At 38.0% G+C, this 19323-nt stretch carries 18 protein-coding genes and 2 tRNA genes; 18 read left to right on the top strand and 2 right to left on the bottom strand.

Annotated elements, in window-relative coordinates; genetic code table 11:
- Positions 1-83 precede the first annotated feature (83 nt).
- The 13 genes from ACFOW1_RS04310 (at position 84) to ACFOW1_RS04250 (ending at position 13214) form a co-directional block, all read left to right on the top strand.
- Positions 84-575 (top strand): GxxExxY protein, encoded by a 492-nt coding sequence (locus tag ACFOW1_RS04310; RefSeq protein ID WP_379012485.1) that lies wholly within the window; start codon positions 84-86, stop codon positions 573-575.
- The gene (locus tag ACFOW1_RS04305) at positions 572-1837 is read left to right on the top strand and encodes a restriction endonuclease subunit S (protein ID WP_379012484.1); all 1266 of its coding nucleotides are present in this window, start codon (positions 572-574) and stop codon (positions 1835-1837) included. The genes ACFOW1_RS04310 and ACFOW1_RS04305 overlap by 4 nt, the downstream gene beginning before the upstream one ends.
- 2 nt (positions 1838-1839) lie before the next feature.
- On the top strand, positions 1840-3009 hold the full coding sequence (locus ACFOW1_RS04300) for an AAA family ATPase (protein ID WP_379012483.1): 1170 nt from the start codon (positions 1840-1842) through the stop codon (positions 3007-3009).
- Positions 3006-4655: a type I restriction-modification system subunit M gene (locus ACFOW1_RS04295; protein WP_379012482.1), complete on the top strand. Its 1650-nt coding sequence runs from the start codon at positions 3006-3008 to the stop codon at positions 4653-4655. Before ACFOW1_RS04300 ends, ACFOW1_RS04295 begins: the two co-directional genes overlap by 4 nt.
- Before the next feature lie 310 nt (positions 4656-4965).
- Positions 4966-6372 carry a bifunctional UDP-3-O-[3-hydroxymyristoyl] N-acetylglucosamine deacetylase/3-hydroxyacyl-ACP dehydratase gene (locus tag ACFOW1_RS04290; RefSeq protein WP_379012481.1) on the top strand — a complete coding sequence of 469 codons (1407 nt, stop codon included), beginning with the start codon at positions 4966-4968 and terminating at the stop codon, positions 6370-6372.
- Between the two features lie 156 nt (positions 6373-6528).
- On the top strand, positions 6529-7368 hold the full coding sequence (lpxA, locus tag ACFOW1_RS04285; protein ID WP_379012480.1) for an acyl-ACP--UDP-N-acetylglucosamine O-acyltransferase: 840 nt from the start codon (positions 6529-6531) through the stop codon (positions 7366-7368).
- Between the two features lie 32 nt (positions 7369-7400).
- The gene (locus ACFOW1_RS04280) at positions 7401-7541 is read left to right on the top strand and encodes a hypothetical protein (RefSeq protein ID WP_379012479.1); all 141 of its coding nucleotides are present in this window, start codon (positions 7401-7403) and stop codon (positions 7539-7541) included.
- Between the two features lie 327 nt (positions 7542-7868).
- Positions 7869-8768, top strand: coding sequence for a gliding motility-associated ABC transporter ATP-binding subunit GldA (gene gldA / locus ACFOW1_RS04275; RefSeq protein WP_379012478.1), 900 nt, complete (start codon positions 7869-7871; stop codon positions 8766-8768).
- A 149-nt stretch (positions 8769-8917) separates the two neighbouring features.
- Entirely contained in the window at positions 8918-10207 is a 1290-nt protein-coding gene (gene eno / locus ACFOW1_RS04270; RefSeq protein ID WP_379012477.1) for a phosphopyruvate hydratase, read from the top strand.
- Positions 10208-10299: 92 nt separating this feature from the next.
- Positions 10300-10605, top strand: a complete 306-nt coding sequence (locus ACFOW1_RS04265; protein ID WP_379012476.1) for an FtsB family cell division protein — start codon at positions 10300-10302, stop codon at positions 10603-10605.
- A gap of 91 nt (positions 10606-10696) precedes the next feature.
- The gene (locus ACFOW1_RS04260; protein WP_379012475.1) at positions 10697-10927 is read left to right on the top strand and encodes a hypothetical protein; all 231 of its coding nucleotides are present in this window, start codon (positions 10697-10699) and stop codon (positions 10925-10927) included.
- Between the two features lie 130 nt (positions 10928-11057).
- Positions 11058-12479 carry a tetratricopeptide repeat protein gene (locus ACFOW1_RS04255; protein ID WP_379012474.1) on the top strand — a complete coding sequence of 474 codons (1422 nt, stop codon included), beginning with the start codon at positions 11058-11060 and terminating at the stop codon, positions 12477-12479.
- A 108-nt stretch (positions 12480-12587) separates the two neighbouring features.
- Complete coding sequence (locus ACFOW1_RS04250; protein ID WP_379012473.1) at positions 12588-13214, top strand: hypothetical protein; 627 nt, start codon at positions 12588-12590, stop codon at positions 13212-13214.
- A 7-nt stretch (positions 13215-13221) separates the two neighbouring features.
- Here ACFOW1_RS04250 and ACFOW1_RS04245 read toward each other — a convergent pair whose 3' ends face one another.
- Together ACFOW1_RS04245 and ACFOW1_RS04240 are read right to left on the bottom strand one after the other, a co-directional pair.
- Entirely contained in the window at positions 13222-14832 is a 1611-nt protein-coding gene (locus tag ACFOW1_RS04245) for an NAD(P)/FAD-dependent oxidoreductase (protein ID WP_379012472.1), read from the bottom strand.
- Between the two features lie 101 nt (positions 14833-14933).
- Positions 14934-15311 carry a DUF3127 domain-containing protein gene (locus ACFOW1_RS04240; RefSeq protein WP_379012471.1) on the bottom strand — a complete coding sequence of 126 codons (378 nt, stop codon included), beginning with the start codon at positions 15309-15311 and terminating at the stop codon, positions 14934-14936.
- Between the two features lie 219 nt (positions 15312-15530).
- Between ACFOW1_RS04240 and ACFOW1_RS04235 the strand changes: the two genes are divergently transcribed.
- The 5 genes from ACFOW1_RS04235 (at position 15531) to ACFOW1_RS04215 (ending at position 19127) form a co-directional block, all read left to right on the top strand.
- Positions 15531-16160 carry a 5'-nucleotidase C-terminal domain-containing protein gene (locus tag ACFOW1_RS04235; protein WP_379012470.1) on the top strand — a complete coding sequence of 210 codons (630 nt, stop codon included), beginning with the start codon at positions 15531-15533 and terminating at the stop codon, positions 16158-16160.
- Positions 16123-17091 (top strand): bifunctional metallophosphatase/5'-nucleotidase, encoded by a 969-nt coding sequence (locus ACFOW1_RS04230; protein WP_379012469.1) that lies wholly within the window; start codon positions 16123-16125, stop codon positions 17089-17091. The genes ACFOW1_RS04235 and ACFOW1_RS04230 overlap by 38 nt, the downstream gene beginning before the upstream one ends.
- Positions 17092-17227: 136 nt before the next feature.
- Positions 17228-18667 (top strand): chromosomal replication initiator protein DnaA, encoded by a 1440-nt coding sequence (gene dnaA / locus ACFOW1_RS04225; protein ID WP_379012468.1) that lies wholly within the window; start codon positions 17228-17230, stop codon positions 18665-18667.
- 271 nt (positions 18668-18938) lie between these two features.
- Positions 18939-19027, top strand: a tRNA-Ser gene (locus ACFOW1_RS04220).
- Between the two features lie 23 nt (positions 19028-19050).
- Positions 19051-19127, top strand: a tRNA-Pro gene (locus tag ACFOW1_RS04215).
- Positions 19128-19323 lie beyond the last annotated feature (196 nt).

Below are 19323 nucleotides of genomic sequence, written 5' to 3'. Positions count from 1 at the left end.
ATAGGATTATATCATCAACAAAAGCAGAAATCCTACAATCTTCAAATCCTAAAAATCCCAATTCAGACAATAAAAGATTTTAAATGAAACACGAAGATTTAACTCATAAAATTATTGGCTGTGCCATGAAAGTTCATAGCACTTTAGGTAATGGTTTTCAAGAAGTGATTTACCAGCGTGCAATGGCCATTGAAATGCAAAAACAAGGATTAAATTTTATGCGTGAGATGGAAATGAGTATTTATTATGAAGGCGTTGATATTGGCACACGCAGAGTAGATTTTTTTGTAGAAGACAATATAATGGTAGAATTAAAAGCGCTGATAAAATTAGAAGAAGTGCATTTAGCACAAGCAATGAATTATTGCCAAGCCTACAATTTGCCTATTGGTTTGTTGTTAAACTTTGGGGCAAAAAGTTTAGAATTTAAAAGGGTGTACAACCTGAATCACCCCGAAAATAAGAAGTCGTCTGAATTAGGATTAAACAGATTAAAGAATGATAAGATTACCCTACCTGCTCAAACAGAAATCCTACAATCTTCAAATCCTAAAAATCCCAATTCAGACAAATGAGCAACCACACATTACTACCAGCATTGCGTTTTCCTGAGTTTGTGAATGAGGGTGAATGGGAAGAAAATCAGTTATCAGTCATTGCTAATATTACAATGGGTTCATCACCTAGTTCCACTTCTTATAATGAAAATAAAATTGGGCTTCCATTATTACAAGGAAATGCAGATATAAAAAACAGATTATCATCACCAAGGATTTATACAACTGAAATTACCAAAGAATGTGAAATCGGAGATATTTTACTAAGTGTTAGAGCACCTGTTGGTACAGTTGCAAAATCTTTACACAATGCTTGTATCGGACGAGGTATTTCATCATTAAGAGTTAAAAATCCAAATTCCCAAGAGTATTTGTATCAATGGTTATTTTCTTACGAAATTCATTGGCACAATATTTCACAAGGCGGAACTTTTGATGCGGTTAATAGTGATGATATTAGAAGCCTATCAGTACCCAAACCAAAACCAGAAGAACAACAAAAAATCGCTGCTTGCTTGTCTTCTTTAGATGAAGTGATTACAGCCCATAGCCAAAAATTAGACCTACTTAAAAGCCATAAAAAAGGCTTGCTGCAAAACTTGTTTCCACAAGCTGGAGAAATGATTCCTAAATGGCGGTTTAAGGAGTTTGAAAAAGATGGTGCGTGGGTGGAGAGAACATTAATTGATACAGCAGATAAGAAAGTAAAGTGGAGTTTTACTGGTGGTCCATTCGGTTCTAACCTTATGGCAAGTGATTACACGAAAAGTGGACTTAGAATTATACAACTTCAAAATATTGGCGATGGTGTATTTAATGATGATAATAAAATCTACACTTCTATTGAAAAGGCTGACGAGCTTCTTAGTTGTAATATTTACGCAGGTGATATTATTATATCAAAAATGGGCGACCCTGTTGGAAGAGCTTGTATCATTCCTGAAAATTTACATAGATGTATTATGGCTTCCGATGGTATAAGATTAGTTGTAGATGAAACGAAATACTCTAAGTATTTCATTTATTTATTACTAAATTCAGAAGGAATAAGAGAAGTAATTGAAAAGAGAGCAACAGGTTCAACAAGAAAGAGAATTGGTTTAGATACACTTAGAGAAATAGAGTTAATTGTCCCTAAATCTCCCAAAGAACAACAAAAAATCGCTTCCTGTTTGTCTTCTTTAGATGCCTTAATTACTGCACAAGCAGAAAAAATAGAGCAATTGAAGTTGCATAAAAAGGGGTTAATGCAGGGGTTATTTCCTACAATAAAAAATTAGACATGAGTACAATAACGAATTTTTCAACACTAGCAGATGTCGCCCAGCATTTCAGAAAAGATTTAACAGGAGACCACCGCCCCTTGAAGGATTTGGTTTTGTTTTTTGCCCATAATGGCACTGGAAAAACCAGACTTTCTATGGACTTCAAACAAGCAGGAAAAGAATTTGATGCTGAAGGTAAAGTAACTAAAAGAGATACCCTGTACTTTAATGCCTTTACAGAAGACTTATTTTCCTGGAATAACGATTTAGAGAATGATGCTGAAAGATATTTAGAACTTAATACAGAATCAGCATTTTTTGACGGATTGAGAGAATTAGATTTAGATGCGAAGATTGAAGCCTTTTTACACAATTATGTTGACTTAAAAGCTGATATTAATTATGACGATGGAAATGTGAGATTTTCAAGAAGTATTATTGTTGACGGTGTAGCACAGAGAATTGAAAATATCAAGATATCAAGAGGCGAAGAAACACTTTTTATTTGGTGCTTTTTCTTAGCCATTTGTCAATTAGTAATTGATAAAGACCCTGCTTATAATTGGGCTAAATATGTTTATATTGATGACCCAATTTCATCTCTTGATGAAAACAATGCTATTGCTATAGCCTGTGACTTAGTAAACCTTGTAACACAAGAAGATGGCGACGGGAAAGTTAAGATGTTGATTAAAACAATAATTTCCACACACCACAGTTTATTTTACAATGTACTTTGTAATGAGTTTGGAAGGAAAGTAAAACACAAACGCTACTTCTTGCATAAGAAAGGAACAAATGGCTATGCTTTAAAAGACACAGACGACACACCTTTTTTTCATCATATTGCAACCATTAGTGAACTGAAAAATATACGTGATAAACAAGATATTGATAATCCGCCTAAGATATACACTTATCATTTTAATGCACTAAGAACCATTTTAGAAAAAACAGCCACCTTTTTTGGCTATGATAAAATTGATAAGTGCATTAATGGTTTGGAAGATGAAGTATTGTTTGAAAGGGCATTGCAATTATTCAGTCACGGCAAGTATTCAATTTTTGACCCAGTAGAAATGGGTGAGGATAACAAGGACTTATTCTTACGCATTTTAAATGGATTCCTTGGAAAGTATGAGTTTGACTTTCCACAGATTTTTAATGAAGAAACAGCAACGGTATGACACAAAAAATACAACAACAACTAGGCAAAACCCTTTGGGCAATAGCAGACAACTTGCGTGGCGCCATGAACGCAGATGATTTTAGAGATTATATGCTGTCGTTTTTATTCTTACGCTATTTATCTGCCAACTATGAAGAAGCAGCCAAAAAAGAGTTAGGCAGTGATTATCCTGATGATACACCAAAAGAAGTAATCCAAACACTACGGGTAAAAACACCTTTAGAAATTTGGTATAATGAGAACCCAGATGATATAGAAGACTTTGAAAAGCAAATGCGCAGAAAAGTGCATTATGTAATAGAACCAAAACATTTGTGGAGTAACATTAGCGAACTAGCACGTACCCAAAGTGAAGACCTATTAATTACGCTTGAAGCAGGTTTTAAATACATAGAAGACCAATCTTTCGATAACTCTTTTCAAGGTTTGTTTTCAGAAATTAATTTAAACTCAGAGAAGTTAGGAAGAACTTCATCCGAAAGAAATAAGAAGCTTTGTGTGGTGATTCAAAAAATTGCAGAGGGTATTGCAGAGTTTAGTACTGATGCAGATACTTTGGGTGATGCCTATGAATACTTAATAGGTGAGTTTGCAGCAGGCAGTGGCAAAAAAGCAGGTGAGTTTTACACACCACAGCAAATTTCTACCATACTATCAAAAATCGTTATTCTAGATAGCCAAGAGCCTACCACTGGCCCTAAACCTAAACTAGATAAAGTGCTAGATTTAACCTGTGGGTCGGGTTCGTTACTACTAAATGTGCGTAAGCAAATTAAAGACAACAAAGGCAGTATTGGTAAAATTTACGGGCAAGAAAAGAATATTACCACCTATAACCTTGCACGTATGAACATGCTACTGCACGGCATGAAGGATACCGAGTTTGAAATTTTTCACGGCGATACTTTAGAGAACCAATGGCCTTTGCTTAACGAACCAAACCCTGCAAAGAAAATAGAATTTGATGCTATTGTGGCCAATCCACCCTTTAGTTTACGATGGGAGCCAAATGATACCCTAGCCGAAGATTTTCGTTTCAAAAGCTATGGCTTAGCGCCTAAATCAGCAGCAGACTTTGCGTTTTTATTACATGGCTTTCACTTTCTAGGAAAAGAGGGCGTAATGGCTATTATATTGCCACATGGTGTGTTGTTTAGAGGTGGTGCTGAGGAACGCATACGAACTAAATTACTGAAGGACAATCATATTGACACAGTGATTGGTTTACCTTCTAATCTGTTTTATTCAACAGGTATTCCTGTTTGTATTTTAGTGTTAAAGAAGTGTAAAAAGCAGGATGATGTATTGTTTATTAATGCCAGTGAGCATTACCAAAAACTATCTAGACAAAACACCCTTAGAGAGGGTGAAAACGGAGAACCAAACGACATCCAAAAAATAGTGGACACTTATAAATATCGTCCAGATGAAATTCCACGTTATGCCCGTAGGGTTTCTATGGATGAAATAGAAAAGAATGGCTACAATCTCAATATTTCCAGATATGTAAGCACTTCTATTGAAGAAGAAAAAATAGATTTAGTTGAAATCAATAAGAAATTGGTGGCTATTAACGAAAGCATCAAAATCAATACTGATAAGCACAACGCGTTTTTGAAAGAATTGGGATTAGATGAAATTTAAAATACTGCCCAATGTGCCAAATCTCCACCAACATTACAATTGTGCAACTGCGCTAATAATACCAGCAGATTAAAAAAAACGATTCTTTATAGGTAATAGACTATTAATTCTACATATCCACATCCTGCCTTTTTGCCCTATATCCTCCCGCTATCGTCTATGGACTGTAGACTATGGACGGTCGTCTGCTTCCTCCGCCCCCTTCACAAAACTTTTCTACACGCTTTTATCGTATCGCTTATTTTTGCGGCATTATCTTAAACAGGTGAGGGCTTCTTGCGCCTTATTTGTTTAACAAACAATACGTAGAATGGACATAAATTTTAACCCAGATAAGCAGCATACGCTCGGCAATTCTATTAGCATTAGCGGTACTGGCTTACATACAGGTATTTTGGTAGATATGATCTTAAAACCAGCGAATCCTGGTTTTGGTATCCAATTTCAGCGCATTGATTTGCCACAGCAGCCTATCATTAAAGCCGACTGCGACCTAGTAACCGATACTAGCCGTGGTACTACCCTACAAGTAGGCGATGCCAAAGTAAGTACAGTAGAACATGTACTAGCAGCCCTTGTAGGTATGGGTGTAGATAATGTATTGATAGAACTTAATGGCCCAGAAATACCCATTATGGATGGTAGTTCGCAGCCATTTATAGAACTCATAGATAAGGCAGGTGTACTAGAACAAGAGGCGGCAAAAGCTTGGTATAGCTTAGACGAAAACATTTATCACTACGACGAAGCAAAGCGTGTAGAAATGGTGGCTTTGCCATCGGTAGACTATCAAATTACTACTTTAATAGATTTTAATAGCCCTGTACTGGGTACGCAGCACGCAGGTTTAAAAACCATGAAGGATTTTATTACCGAAATAGCGCCTTGCCGTACCTTCTGCTTTTTACACGAGTTAGAAGCGTTGCTAGACAACGATTTAATAAAAGGTGGCGACATTAACAACGCCATTGTGGTGGTAGATAAACAAATTTCTGACGAAGAAATGACCCGCCTAGCCAAAGTGTTTAAGCGTGATAAGATAGAAGTAAAAACAGAGGGTTATTTAAACAACTTGGAGCTACGCTTTCCTAACGAGCCTGCAAGACACAAACTATTAGATGTAGTGGGCGATCTTGCTTTGATAGGCTATCCTATTAAAGCACGCATTATTGCTAACCGCCCAGGGCATAGCACCAATGTAGAGTTTGCTCGTAAAATAAAGCAGTACATCCGCAAGAATAAACAACTGAAAGATGTACCTGTGTACGACCCTACACTGCCGCCTGTGTTTAACCTAGAGAAGATAGAGAAAACATTACCACACAGATATCCATTTTTATTAGTAGATAAGATTACAGAGCTTACAGATAAGCATATTATCGGTATTAAAAATGTAACATTTAACGAGTGGTTTTTCCAAGGTCATTTTCCTAACAACCCTGTGATGCCGGGTGTGTTGCAAATAGAAGCCCTTGCACAAACAGGTGGTATATTATGCATTAACTCTATGCCTGAAGGTACTTACGATACCTATTTCTTAAAAATAGATAATTGTAAGTTTAAGCAAAAAGTAGTGCCCGGCGATACCATGATATTAAAAATGGAACTCGCTAGCCCTATCCGTAGAGGTATCTGCGAAATGCACGGTACGGTTTACGTGAATGGCAAAGTAGCTACCGAGGCGTTGCTAGTAGCACAAGTGGTAAAAAGAAACTAATTTTGCGAACGTTAATATTTACCTAAAAGGATGGGTTTTATTTGACGCATTTCAATTGAAAATGAGCAGATATTAAGCCTTTCGTAAAAGTGGGTACAAGATTGATGCAGCTAAAAAACTAATTTTGGCATCTTTTTTACTACTAAGCCCCCCATCATGGAAATAGTAGTAGATACACCAAAACCAAAAACAAAGCGGATGACACATCCCTACACGTATATAGACCCAAACGCTAGAGTAGCTTCTAACGTGAAGATAGATCCATTTACCGTTATACACGGTGATGTTATCATCGGCGAAGGCACTTGGATAGGCAGCAACGTTACCATTATGGAAGGCAGCAGAATCGGCAAAAATTGCCGCATCTTTCCAGGCGCAGTAATAGGTGCGATACCGCAAGACTTAAAGTTTAGTGGCGAAAAAACAACCGTAGAAATAGGTGATAATACCACTATTCGCGAATGTGTTACCATCAACCGTGGCACAGAAGATAGGGGTAAAACCAAAGTAGGCAACAACTGCTTAATTATGGCTTATTGCCACGTAGCCCACGACTGTATTATTGGCGACAACTGCATACTAAGCAATAGTGTACAATGTGCTGGTCACGTAGTGATAGGGGACTGGACCATTATTGGCGGGGTAAGTGCTGTACACCAATTTGTACATATTGGTCAGCATGTATTTGTAGCCGGCGGTAGCTTGGTAAGTAAAGATGTACCGCCATATATTAAAGCCGTGCGTAATCCATTAAGCTATGGCGGTGTGAATAGTGTAGGCCTTAAGCGCAGAGGTTTTCAGCTAGCACAAATTAATCATATACTAGATATTTATCGTATTATTTACAATAAAGGTTTGAATACATCGCAAGCGATAGATTTTATAGAAGAAGAATTAGAAGCTAGCGATGAACGTGATGAAATTGTAACCTTTATCCGCGAAAGTGGCAGAGGTATTATTCGCCGATTTGGAAAAACTGGTAGCGAAGAGGAGTAAAGAGGAGAGCAGTCGATAGTCCATAGACAACAGTGAGAAGGCAAAGAGGCATGAAGGCAAGGAGGGAGAAAGTAGGGAGACGTAAGCAGATGTTGGATGATAGATGGCAGAGAGAAGGCATAGAGGCAGGAAGGCAAGGAGGGAGAAGTAAGCAGATGTTGGATGATAGATGACGGAGAGAAGGCATAGAGGCAGGAAGGCAAGGAGGGAGAAGTAAGCAGATGTTGGATGATAGATGACAGAGAGAAGGCATAGAGGCAGGAAGGCAAGGAGGGAGAAGTAAGCAGATGTTGGATGATAGATGACAGAGAGAAGGCTTAATTAGTCATTGAAGTTGTAGGTTTAGTGTATAAATAGGTAAAATAACAAAAGCCGCATCACTTGGTTGTAATGCGGCTTTTGTTTTGCATGGTCACTGCTACTAAAAATTTAAACAATTGCTAACGTTTGTGTTTAAAAAACTAGTCTCATAAGTAATAGAAACTATTTAGTTTTACCGCATGTCTATTCAGGTAAATCAACTTACTAAGATTTACGGTACACAAAGAGCTGTAAATAATATTTCCTTCTCAGTAAATAAAGGTGAAATAGTTGGTTTTTTAGGCCCAAATGGTGCAGGTAAAAGCACTACCATGAAAATGCTGACAGGCTATTTACAGCCTGATGCAGGCAGCTTACAAATATGTGGACTGGATGTATCAACGAATGTAATAGCGATTAAGAAAAAAATAGGCTACCTGCCTGAGGCCAATCCATTGTACTTTGATATGTATGTGAAGGAATATTTGGCTTTTATAGGTGGGGTGCATCATATTTCGAATATAGCGTTTGAAGTTAACAGCGCCATAGAACTAACAGGGCTAACCCTAGAAAGTAAAAAGAAAATTGGACAACTATCTAAGGGCTACAAACAACGTGTGGGGCTTGCAGCAGCGCTAATACACAGCCCAGAAGTGCTGATACTAGACGAGCCAACAAGTGGTCTTGACCCCAATCAAATAATAGAAATACGCAACGTGATAAAGGCACAAGGTGCTGACAAGACGGTATTGTTTTCGTCGCACATCTTGCAAGAAGTAGAAGCGATTTGTGATAGAATCATTATTATCAATAAAGGAGAAATTGTGGCTGATGATGTATTGAGCAAACTTACTACCCAAAAAATGACCACTATCATAGTGCTAGAACTACAAGAAGCAGTAAACATTGGTATTTTTGCGGGGCTAAATGCCAAACAAGTGAGTAGCACTAAATGGCAGTTTAGTACCAATGATGCTGAGGCAACTAGAAAACAACTGATGGGTATTATTTTAGAACAGCAGCTAAACATAGTATCGTTAAGCAACGATAACAATTCCAATTTAGAGGATGTGTTTAGAGATTTAACGTCAAAAAAATAATGCTTACTTTTACGGCAACGTTTGCACAAATGCTGGTTGCAAAGCGAACAGAACGTACAAGTGTGCGACGCAACGAAGCACGATTACTAAACAAAAGCTGATTACAGCAACACACACATATTTTAAATTACAAACAAAGCAACAAAACTATGAGTTACATTATCGAAGTTCATGCGCGTCAGATATTAGATAGCCGTGGTAACCCTACCGTAGAAGTAGATGTTACTACAGACGACGGTGCATTAGGCCGTGCAGCAGTACCAAGTGGTGCTAGTACAGGTATTCACGAAGCAGTAGAATTACGTGATAACGATAAAAGCGTATACGTAGGTAAAGGCGTATTACAAGCAGTAAAAAATGTAAATGAAGTGATTGCAGAAGCTTTAACTGGCTTTGATGTAACACAACAAGCGGCTATTGATGCTGCTATGATAGAGTTAGATGGTACTGCTAATAAAGGCAAACTAGGCGCTAATGCGATGCTAGCTGTAAGTATGGCTGTAGCGAAAGCTGCTGCTGAAGAAGCTGGCACACCGCTATACCGCTATATAGGTGGTACTAATGCACGTACCTTACCTATCCCTATGATGAACATCTTAAACGGTGGTGCACATGCGGATAATAAAATTGACTTCCAAGAGTTTATGGTAATGCCAGTAGGCGCCGCTTCTTTTAGCGAAGGTTTGCGTTGGGGTGTTGAAATTTTCCACACATTAAAAGGTGTATTGAAGAAAAAAGGCTATAGCACTAACGTAGGTGACGAAGGTGGTTTTGCACCAAATATTCAAAGCAACGAAGAAGCGATAGAAACTGTACTTGAAGCTATTACTGCTGCTGGTTACAAACTTGGTACCGAAGTTGCCATTGCGATGGATGCTGCTAACAGCGAATTGTGGAAAGCTGATAAAAATAAATATGTGTTCCACAAAAGCAGTGGTAAAGAAATGAGCAGCGACGAGCTAGTGAAATTCTGGGAAAGCTGGGTAAACCAATACCCTATTATTTCTATTGAAGATGGTATGGCTGAAGACGATTGGAACGGTTGGAAAGCATTAACGCAAGCAGTAGGTAGCAAATGTCAACTAGTAGGTGACGATTTATTTGTAACCAATGTATTGCGCTTGCAAGAAGGTATTGACAAAGGTATAGCCAATGGCTTACTAGTAAAAGTAAACCAAATTGGTACTGTTACTGAAACCATCAACGCTGTTACCTTGGCACAACACAATGGTTACAATACCATTATGAGCCATAGAAGTGGTGAAACAGAAGACGTAACAATTGCAGACCTTGCAGTAGCATTGAACTGTGGTCAAATTAAAACTGGTTCGGCTAGCCGTACAGATCGTATTGCAAAATACAACCAATTGATTCGCATTGAGGAAGAACTAGGTAGCACTGGTATATACCCAAGCGGAAAAATTAAGTTTGGTAAATAATTAAGTTGACGGTTGTTTAGATGACAGTTGACGGTAACTATGTATTCCGTCAACTGTCATTTATCACCTGTCATCTAAATCGTCTAACACTTATGAAAAAAATCATCCCCATTCTTACCAATAAATATTTATTAGCCATCGTATTTTTTGCGGTGTGGATGTGTTTTTTTGATCAAAGAGATATCTTCAATACCCTAGAGCAAAAACAAAAATTAAAAAACTTAGAAGCAAAAAAACGCTACTATCAATTAGAAATAGAAAAGGCTAAGAAAGACCTTGACAACCTTCAAAATAGCCCTGCAGCCCTAGAAAAATTTGCTCGAGAGAAATATCTGATGAAGAAAGACGGTGAAGATATTTTCATAATAGAAGATAGCGCCGCCACTAAAAAATCCTAACTACCACAATAAAAGATTGCACTGCTCGTTTTTATCATATCCCGCCCCTACCGAAGCAGTTATTGTTTCACACAATCATGTTTATTTGACTATGCAAAAATTTTCACAGGAACAACTAATGCAGTACCTGTATGGGGAAGCCTCGCCAATATTACACCTTGCCATTGATACTGCTATAAAAGATGATATAGACCTGCAAAAAGAAGTTAAAACCTTGCAACGCACGATTAAGCAGTTAGACAAGCTTGAAAAACAGTCTCCTAGCCAAAAATCTATAGATGTTATACTGAATTACGCCAAGCAAACACAAAAAAAAAAGTAGTCTCGGCAATCTTACCCATGTTTTAGTTTACTCCCTGTAATGCATTTATCAACAAAGCGTTAATAAATGATACATCGTATTGTTTGTATGGTATTATTATTCATCTTAGATTGAGTAAACTTTATTGCCCATGAGGGAGAATCCTTACCATGAAGACAGAGAAGAACTACAAGCGCTTTTAAGGCAATACCAAAACCTTAAAACGGGTCGTAGTCATGCTTTTATAGAAGAAGATGATTTTGACCGAATCATCGATCATTACGATGAAACAGATGATTTTGCAGAAGCATTGATGGCTGCTGAATCTGGTCTTGAACAGTTTCCTTATTCATCGCACTTGATGATACGCAAAGCAGATGTGTTGCTAGCGCTACGCAAATACCACGAAGCCCTTGAAACACTTGAAAATGCTGAATTGTATGACAGTACAGACATTAACTTGTTTATACTAAAAACCGATGTATACCTTGCTTTAGACCAACAAGATAAAGCGGTAGAAATATTGGTGGCAGCCTTAGAACAATTTGAAGGCGAAGAACGCTTAGAACTATTGTTTGAACTCGCTGATGTGTACGATGATTACGAAGAATTTGACAAAGTATTTGACTGTCTAAAGCTTATACTAGAAGAAGACCCTAACAATGAAGAAGCCTTGTACAAAATTTGCTTCTGGACCGACTTTACAGGCCGAAATGAAGAAGGCATACAACTACATCAAAAAATAATAGACGAGTTTCCTTACAACGAAATAGCATGGTTTAATCTTGCGGCTGCCTACCAAGGGCTGAAGCTGTACGAGAAAGCCATCGATGCGTATCAATACGCCATTGTGATTGAAGAGAAATTTGACTATGCGTATCGCAATATGGGCGATGCTTATTTACGCTTGCGCAAATACAAAGAAGCCATAGAAGCGTTAGAAAAAGTGCTAGAACTCTCTCGCCCAGAAGATGTGATTTACGAAGCCATTGGTCATTGCTACCACCGCATGGGTAATTTTGCACAAGCCCGCTTTAACTATAAAAAAGCCACGCATTTAAACCCCGATGATAGTCGCCTGCAATACAAGGTGGCCGTTACTTATATGCTCGAAGAACAATGGCAACAAGCAACTAAGCACTTAGAAAATGCTATGCGTATTCACCGTGCTGTGGCCGATTTTAACCTAGCCATGGGCGAATGTATGATGCATTTAAACCGCATCAAAGAGGCCATACAATACTTTGGTAATGTGGTACGCAACAAGCCTAAAAATCAGGCAGGCTGGGAGGCTTTAATACGCTGCCTTATAAAAGCCGATTACCTTGAAGAAGCGCTAGAACACTGCTTACTAGCTATTACCGCAACCGTCAACAAACCTATATTTATTTTCTACTATAGTGCCACCTTGTTCCAGTTGGGTAAAAGCAAAGAGGGCTTATTACAACTAGAAAAAGGTATGGAAATAGCACCCAAGCATTTAAAAAAGTTTATAGAACTGAATCCATCTATTTTACAAAATAACCAAGTAGTAGATTTAGTAGCGCGGTATAAAAAAGGTAGGAAAGGATAGGACATTTGTGGCCAACATTTGTACTACTATGTAGCATCGTTGCGTCGCACATTGGAGCTTTCAGTACTATATTGGGCAATGAACTATATCAATCAAAACAACTTTTCAATGTTACCAAAATCGTGGCTAGTATTTACAATACTGGCGTTTATTTATATGGCTTGTAAAGATGAAAAAAAGCCAACCATTAATACACCAAAAGTGAATAGTGATAGTTTGTTATCGCTGATTAATAAAACACCAGAAACAACAAGTCGTTTAGTTGATTCTATCAATCATAATGATACTACACATCTTTTTGCCGTAAGCTTTAAGCATCCTTTCTCTAACGTAAATACGCTTGACAGTTTTACCCTAACATTATCTGGGAAATCGATAAGAGAAGGCATGCTAACTTTTAAGATTTTAGACGTTAATGGCAATGAAATACACAAAGAAGTATTTTATGCCTTTGATTTACTGTTTGACGAGGGCGATATAATACCGCACAACAAACATGCAGATACAATTATTGCAAGGATGAAAGTCTTTTTTACAAAAGATAGATTTATACAACCTGCAATAGAACTTATCCCCCAATACAACGAAGACCAATCGAATAAAGAAAATTGGGATGATATTAATAGCGATAAAACGGCTATCGGTTTTACCTATAATTATGGTTATGAAGGTACTTATGGTATTGCCTACTCAAAAAAGAAGCAAAAAACAATTGTGTATTTTTCTAGTGATTAGGTAACGTTTATTTCCCCACTATCTCACCAATCATCGCGGCTACTCTTTCGCCATCCATGGCAGCACTTACAATACCACCTGCATAGCCGGCACCTTCGCCACAAGGATATAAATTGGCTATTTGTGGGTGTTGTAAGGTAGTAGCATCTCGTGGTATGCGCACAGGTGAGGATGTTCTACTCTCTGTTGCTACCACTACTGCTTCGTTGGTATAATATCCTTTCATTTTTTTACCAAAAGCTTTAAAGCCTTCTTGCAATGTTTTATTGATAAAAGGCGGTAACACATCTGCGATACTTACTGCATTAAGCCCAGGTAAATAACTATTATCTGGTAATGAAGAGGAGACAATATTGTTACAAAAGTCTACCATGCGTTGGGCAGGCGCCACAAACTTACCGCCACCAACAGCATAAGCTTGTGCCTCTATGCCTTGCTGAAAATGCATTAAGGTGAGAGGGTTACTAGTTACTGGTTGCTCGTTATTGGTTGTTGGTCGACGGTCGACGGTCGACAGTGTTTTAATCGCATCTTCCAGTTCAACACTTACCACCATACCGCTATTGGCATAAGGATTATTCCGCTTACTAGGGCTCCAACCATTAACCACTAATTCATTCGGATTGGTAGCTGCTGGGGCAATAATACCGCCCGGACACATACAGAAGCTAAATACGCCTCTACCATTTACTTGTTCTACCAAGCTATAGGAAGAAGGTGGTAAGGCATCACCTCGAGTAACGCAGTGGTATTGTATACTATCGATAATTTGTTGTGGATGTTCAATGCGCACGCCAAGTGCAAAGGGTTTGGCTTCTATTAGTATATTTTTTGCATAAAGTAATTCAAAAATATCTCTCGCAGAATGGCCTGTAGCCAATATCACGGCATCGGCCATAAAGCGATGACGAGCTTGCGTGACAACCCCTTTAAGCACCTTATTGTCAACAATAAAATCGGTTACTTTTTGCTCAAATAAAAACTGCCCGCCATGACCGATAATGGCTTCACGCATAGCTGTAATAATTTGCGGCAATTTATTTGTTCCAATATGGGGATGGGCTTGGTATAATATTTTTTCTTCGGCACCAAACTGTACAAATAGGTTTAAGATGCGGTTAATATCGCCACGCTTATTGCTACGGGTATATAATTTACCATCACTATACGTGCCTGCACCGCCCTCTCCAAAGCAATAATTACTTTCGGGGTTTACAATGCCTTCTTTATTCAGCGCAGCAAGGTCTCTACGTCTAGCACGTACATCTTTGCCACGCTCTAAAATAATGGGCTGAATACCAAGTTCCATCAATTTTAGCGCAGCAAATAAACCCGCAGGGCCAGCACCTATAATGATGACTTTTTTACTGGCATTAGTAACCTCTTTTAGTTGAACCCTATTGATATTGCGCTGCGCAAATGGTTCATCAATAAAAGCATTTACAGTAATATTGATCCAAACTTGTTGCCTACTTCTTGCATCGATAGATTGCTTGAGTGTATGAAAACCAGTAATAGCATCGCTTGGCTTAGCAAGCGACTGCGCGATATAGTCTTTTATAATAGTATCATCTAAAGCTTCTGCAGGCTTTAGTTTTAGAGAGAGTTGTTTGATCACTGATTGAAATGATTGAAATGAACAAAATGATTGAGAAAGAGACTGATTTAAAATTATTCGCAAATCATCATTGCATCATTCAAATGATTTAAATCAGTAGTTTAGAAGGGCAAATCATCTACACCATCCTCAACTGTAGGCGGTACATCATTGTAGTTTACCTCAGCCGCCGCTTCTGGACCGCCCAGTTTTACAGCTTCGATACGCCAAGCATCTAAATTGGTAATGTAGTTATCTACCCCACTCTTATTCCATTTAGTACCTTTAATATTAAATTGGACTTTAATGTCATCGCCAATATTATATCTATCCAATAAAGCGGTCTTGTCTTGTACGCTCTGAAACTTCACATAGTTGGTAATTACTCTACCGCCAATATCTTCACTTTTTTCAATTACAAATTCGCGGGTTTTAAAGGTCTCCGTACGTTGTACCGTATCGTATTTCGCAATTAGTTTTCCCGTAATTTCATAACTCATGATAGATAAATTTTGTGCAGCAAATGTAATGTTTTAGAGCCGAGGCTTGGCATCAAAAAAATATTTATCAGGTGTATAAAAATTGTATCTTCCATTTTCACTTGTTAATGTATGATGCGCCGTTTTATTTGTATGCTTATACTATCTTGTTTTTGTTCGGCTGTTGTGTGGTCGCAAAAGCTAACCGTGGCCTATGGTAACTACCCAATAAAAAGCAATATGGTAGTCGATTCCTCAATGGTTCAACTATTAGCCGCTTACAAAGACAGTATTAACAAAACCATGAATACGGTGATTGGTTTTTCAACCCAAGGACTTACTAAGAAACAACCAGAAAGTGGCTTAGGGAATTTTATGACCGATGCCATGCGATACATGTCGGAAAAAAAATTTAAAAAACATATACATGCAGCTTTTGTAAATTATGGTGGCGTTCGGGCTTATTTACCCAAGGGTGATATTACAATAGGCAATATGTTTGAGCTTATGCCATTTGAAAATGTGGTGGTTTTACAAGATATCAAGGGTGATAGTTTGCAAAGTTTTTTAAATGCCATTGCAGAAAGGAATGGCTGGCCAATAAGTGGCATTAGTTTTGGCATAAAAGATAATAAAGCCATCAACATTATGGTAGAAGGTAAACCTTTAGAAACAGCGGCTATCTATACTATTGCGAATTCTGACTATATCGCAAATGGTGGTGATGCTATCAAAATGCTAAAACCTTTTCCACAATATAATATTGGCTACCTACTCCGTGACGCCCTAATTGCTTACACGCAATGGCTTACCGAAAAAGGACAATCAGTAGATGCAAAAACAGAAAAAAGAATTGTGTATGCCCGTTAATAGAAGACAATTTTTACAGCAATCTGCCTTAGCAAGCGGGGCGATTATCGCATCGGCAAGTGGTGTAAATGCTAATACATTTACTACTACAAAAGATAGTGATACCATTAGTATTTTACACACCAATGATGTGCATAGCAGATTAGAACCTTTTCCGATGGATGGTAGCAAAAATGCGGGCTTGGGCGGCGTAGCTACAAGGGCGGCTATTATTAACCAAATTCGCTTAGAGACAGACAATGTATTATTGCTAGATGCAGGCGATATTTTTGAAGGTACGCCCTACTTTAATCTCTATAAAGGCGAACCAGAAATGAAAGCCATGAGTAGGATGCAATACGATGCGGCCACTATGGGCAATCACGATTTTGCGGCTGGCATCGACAATTTTGCTTTCCAATTACAACATGCTAGTTTCCCCATACTGCTTTGCAACTACGACTTCAGTAATACCGCAATGGCCAATAAGTATTTACCTTACAAAATATTTGATAAAAAAGGCATTAAAGTGGGCGTAACTGGCGTGGGGATTGAATTACAAGATTTAGTAGCTGACAATTTATACGGCAATACGATTTATAAAGATCCCATAGAAAGCGTCAACGCTATTACCAAAATATTAAAACAGGCAGGTTGCGATATGATTATTTGTTTATCCCACCTTGGCGATAAATATGACGATAATAAGGTAAGCGATGAGGTGTTGGCCAAAAACTGTTATGATATAGACTTAATCATTGGGGGGCATACCCATCGTTTTTTTAGTGAGCCTCGTAAGTATACCAATAAAAGTGGGGGCGATACTTTGGTGAATCAAGTGGGGTGGGGCGGCCTCAGTTTGGGTAGACTAGACTATAAATTTGAGGGGAGAAAAAATAAAAAACTCATGAAAGCCCACTCTGTATTAGTCGAGAGAAAAACAAGAGAATAAAAAATTTTTTTTTCAACATAAAGTGTACATATTCGCAGCCCTGTATAACTTTTTTGTAGCTGTAAAGTTGCAAACACTTATAGACCATAACCTGAAAGAAACCATCTTAACTAACTATATAAAATGATTAACTAACATGGCGAACATCGTGGCTAAAACCGCAGAAAGTGTATGGATCAATTGCTTGAAAATTATCAAGGATATTGTGGAATGGCAACACTTTAAGACCTGGTTTGAACCAATCACACCTGTGGAAATAAAAGGTAATGTATTAATGATTCAAGTACCGAGTCAGTTTTTCTACGAGTATTTGGAAGAGCATTACGTAAACCTATTAGCCAAAACATTAAAGCGTGAATTGGGCAAAGATGCACGTTTGGAATACCGTATTATGGTAGACAGTGGTAATGGCCGAAATGGTAGCATGGACATTCCTGCTAGTAATCAAAAAACGTTTAGCCACAACGAAATGAATTTTCCACTGGTAATTGATAATCCAGTAAAAAATCCGTTTGTAATACCGGGGTTAAAGAAAATGCAAATAGATCCACAATTAAATCATAATTACACATTTGATAGTTATGTAGAAGGCGATAGCAATCGTGTAGCAAGACGTGCCGGCAAAACCGTTGCCGAGAAACCCGGTGCCAACTCATTTAATCCATTGGTGATTTATGGTGGCGTTGGTTTGGGTAAAACACACCTTGGCCAAGCAATAGGCAATGAGGTAAAAAGATTGCACCCTAATAAGGTGGTATTATATGTGAGCAGCGAAAAATTCATCAACCAATTTCAAGACCATAGCCGCAATAATGCGATTAACGATTTCATCCATTTTTACCAACTGATAGATGTTTTAATTATAGATGATGTACAGTTTTTTGCGCGTGCCGAGAAAAGTCAAGATGCATTCTTCGCCATCTTCAACCATTTGCACCAAAGTGGCAAACAATTGGTACTCACCAGCGATAAAGCACCAAAAGATTTAGATGGCTTACAGGAGCGTTTATTGAGTCGTTTTCGTTGGGGTTTAAGCGCAGATATCCAATTGCCTGACTACGAAACAAGAATAGAAATATTAGAGCGCAAAATGAAAAACGATGGTCTTGAAATGAGCAAGGAAGTCGTAAAATATGTGGCTTATAATATTAATACCAATGTACGTGAGCTTGAAGGTGCTTTAATTTCATTATTGGCTCAATCATCGCTCAATAGAAAAGAAATTGACCTTGAATTAGCTAAGAAAGTCTTGCGAAATTTTGTAAAAACAAGCAGTAAGGAGATTACCATAGATGCTATTCAAAAAATGGTGTGTGAATACTTTGCAGTTAGTTACGATAAACTGCTACAAAAAACCCGTAAACGCGAAATAGTTCAAGCACGTCAAATAACCATGTATCTGGCAAAAGCGTTTACCAAAAACTCGCTTAAAACCATTGGTGAGCATTTTGGCGGTAGAGATCATACCACGGTTATCCACTCTTGTCAAACCGTTAAAGACTTAATGGATACGGATTCTATTTTCCGCGAAAACGTGATGGAATTAACCCAAAAAGTGCAGTTAGCAGCCATGTAATTGATTGAAAAAAATTTGCGCAAAGCCCAAAATCAATGCTTGATTTTGGGCTTTTTTGATGCAGCACACTATTTATTATTAACACTTCTGTATTAGCTACAATGCCTACTGAGCAAGGCTTTTACTTGATACCATTATATAGTGTAAAAGCCAAAACATGTAACTGATGATTATACCTAAAAATATATTTTCAAAAAACTCAGATTTTGTTTTGGCTTTTAAATATCAGCACTCTATATTTGCAGCCCTTTCACACGAATGAGAGAAAGGAGGTGAGGTGGATGAGTGGCTGAAATCAGTAGTTTGCTAAACTGCCGTACGGGTTAAACTGTACCAAGGGTTCGAATCCCTTCCTCACCGCTGAGGTTTAGCAAAACCACCATCGGGAAGTAGCGCAGGCCGGTAGCGCACCTGGTTTGGGACCAGGGGGTCGCAGGTTCGAATCCTGTCTTCCCGACCAAAAAGAGACAATCAAGTTTGATTGTCTCTTTTTTTATGTCAACTTTATACAATGGTTCAAATTCATTAAAGCAAGGCATAAACAGTATGATTGGTTTTAGCAAAAAAATGAGATATTGCAAATCCAAACACTAACTATGCAATTTAGCTTTTTAAGCTTTGTATTTCTCATTGCTACCTTTTTAGGGTTTCTGATT

Source organism: Parasediminibacterium paludis (assembly GCF_042651445.1).
In the GTDB taxonomy this organism is placed as follows: domain Bacteria; phylum Bacteroidota; class Bacteroidia; order Chitinophagales; family Chitinophagaceae; genus Parasediminibacterium; species Parasediminibacterium paludis.
The sequence above is the reverse complement of the archived record's forward strand: the minus strand, read 5'-3'. Positions and strand labels throughout refer to the sequence as shown.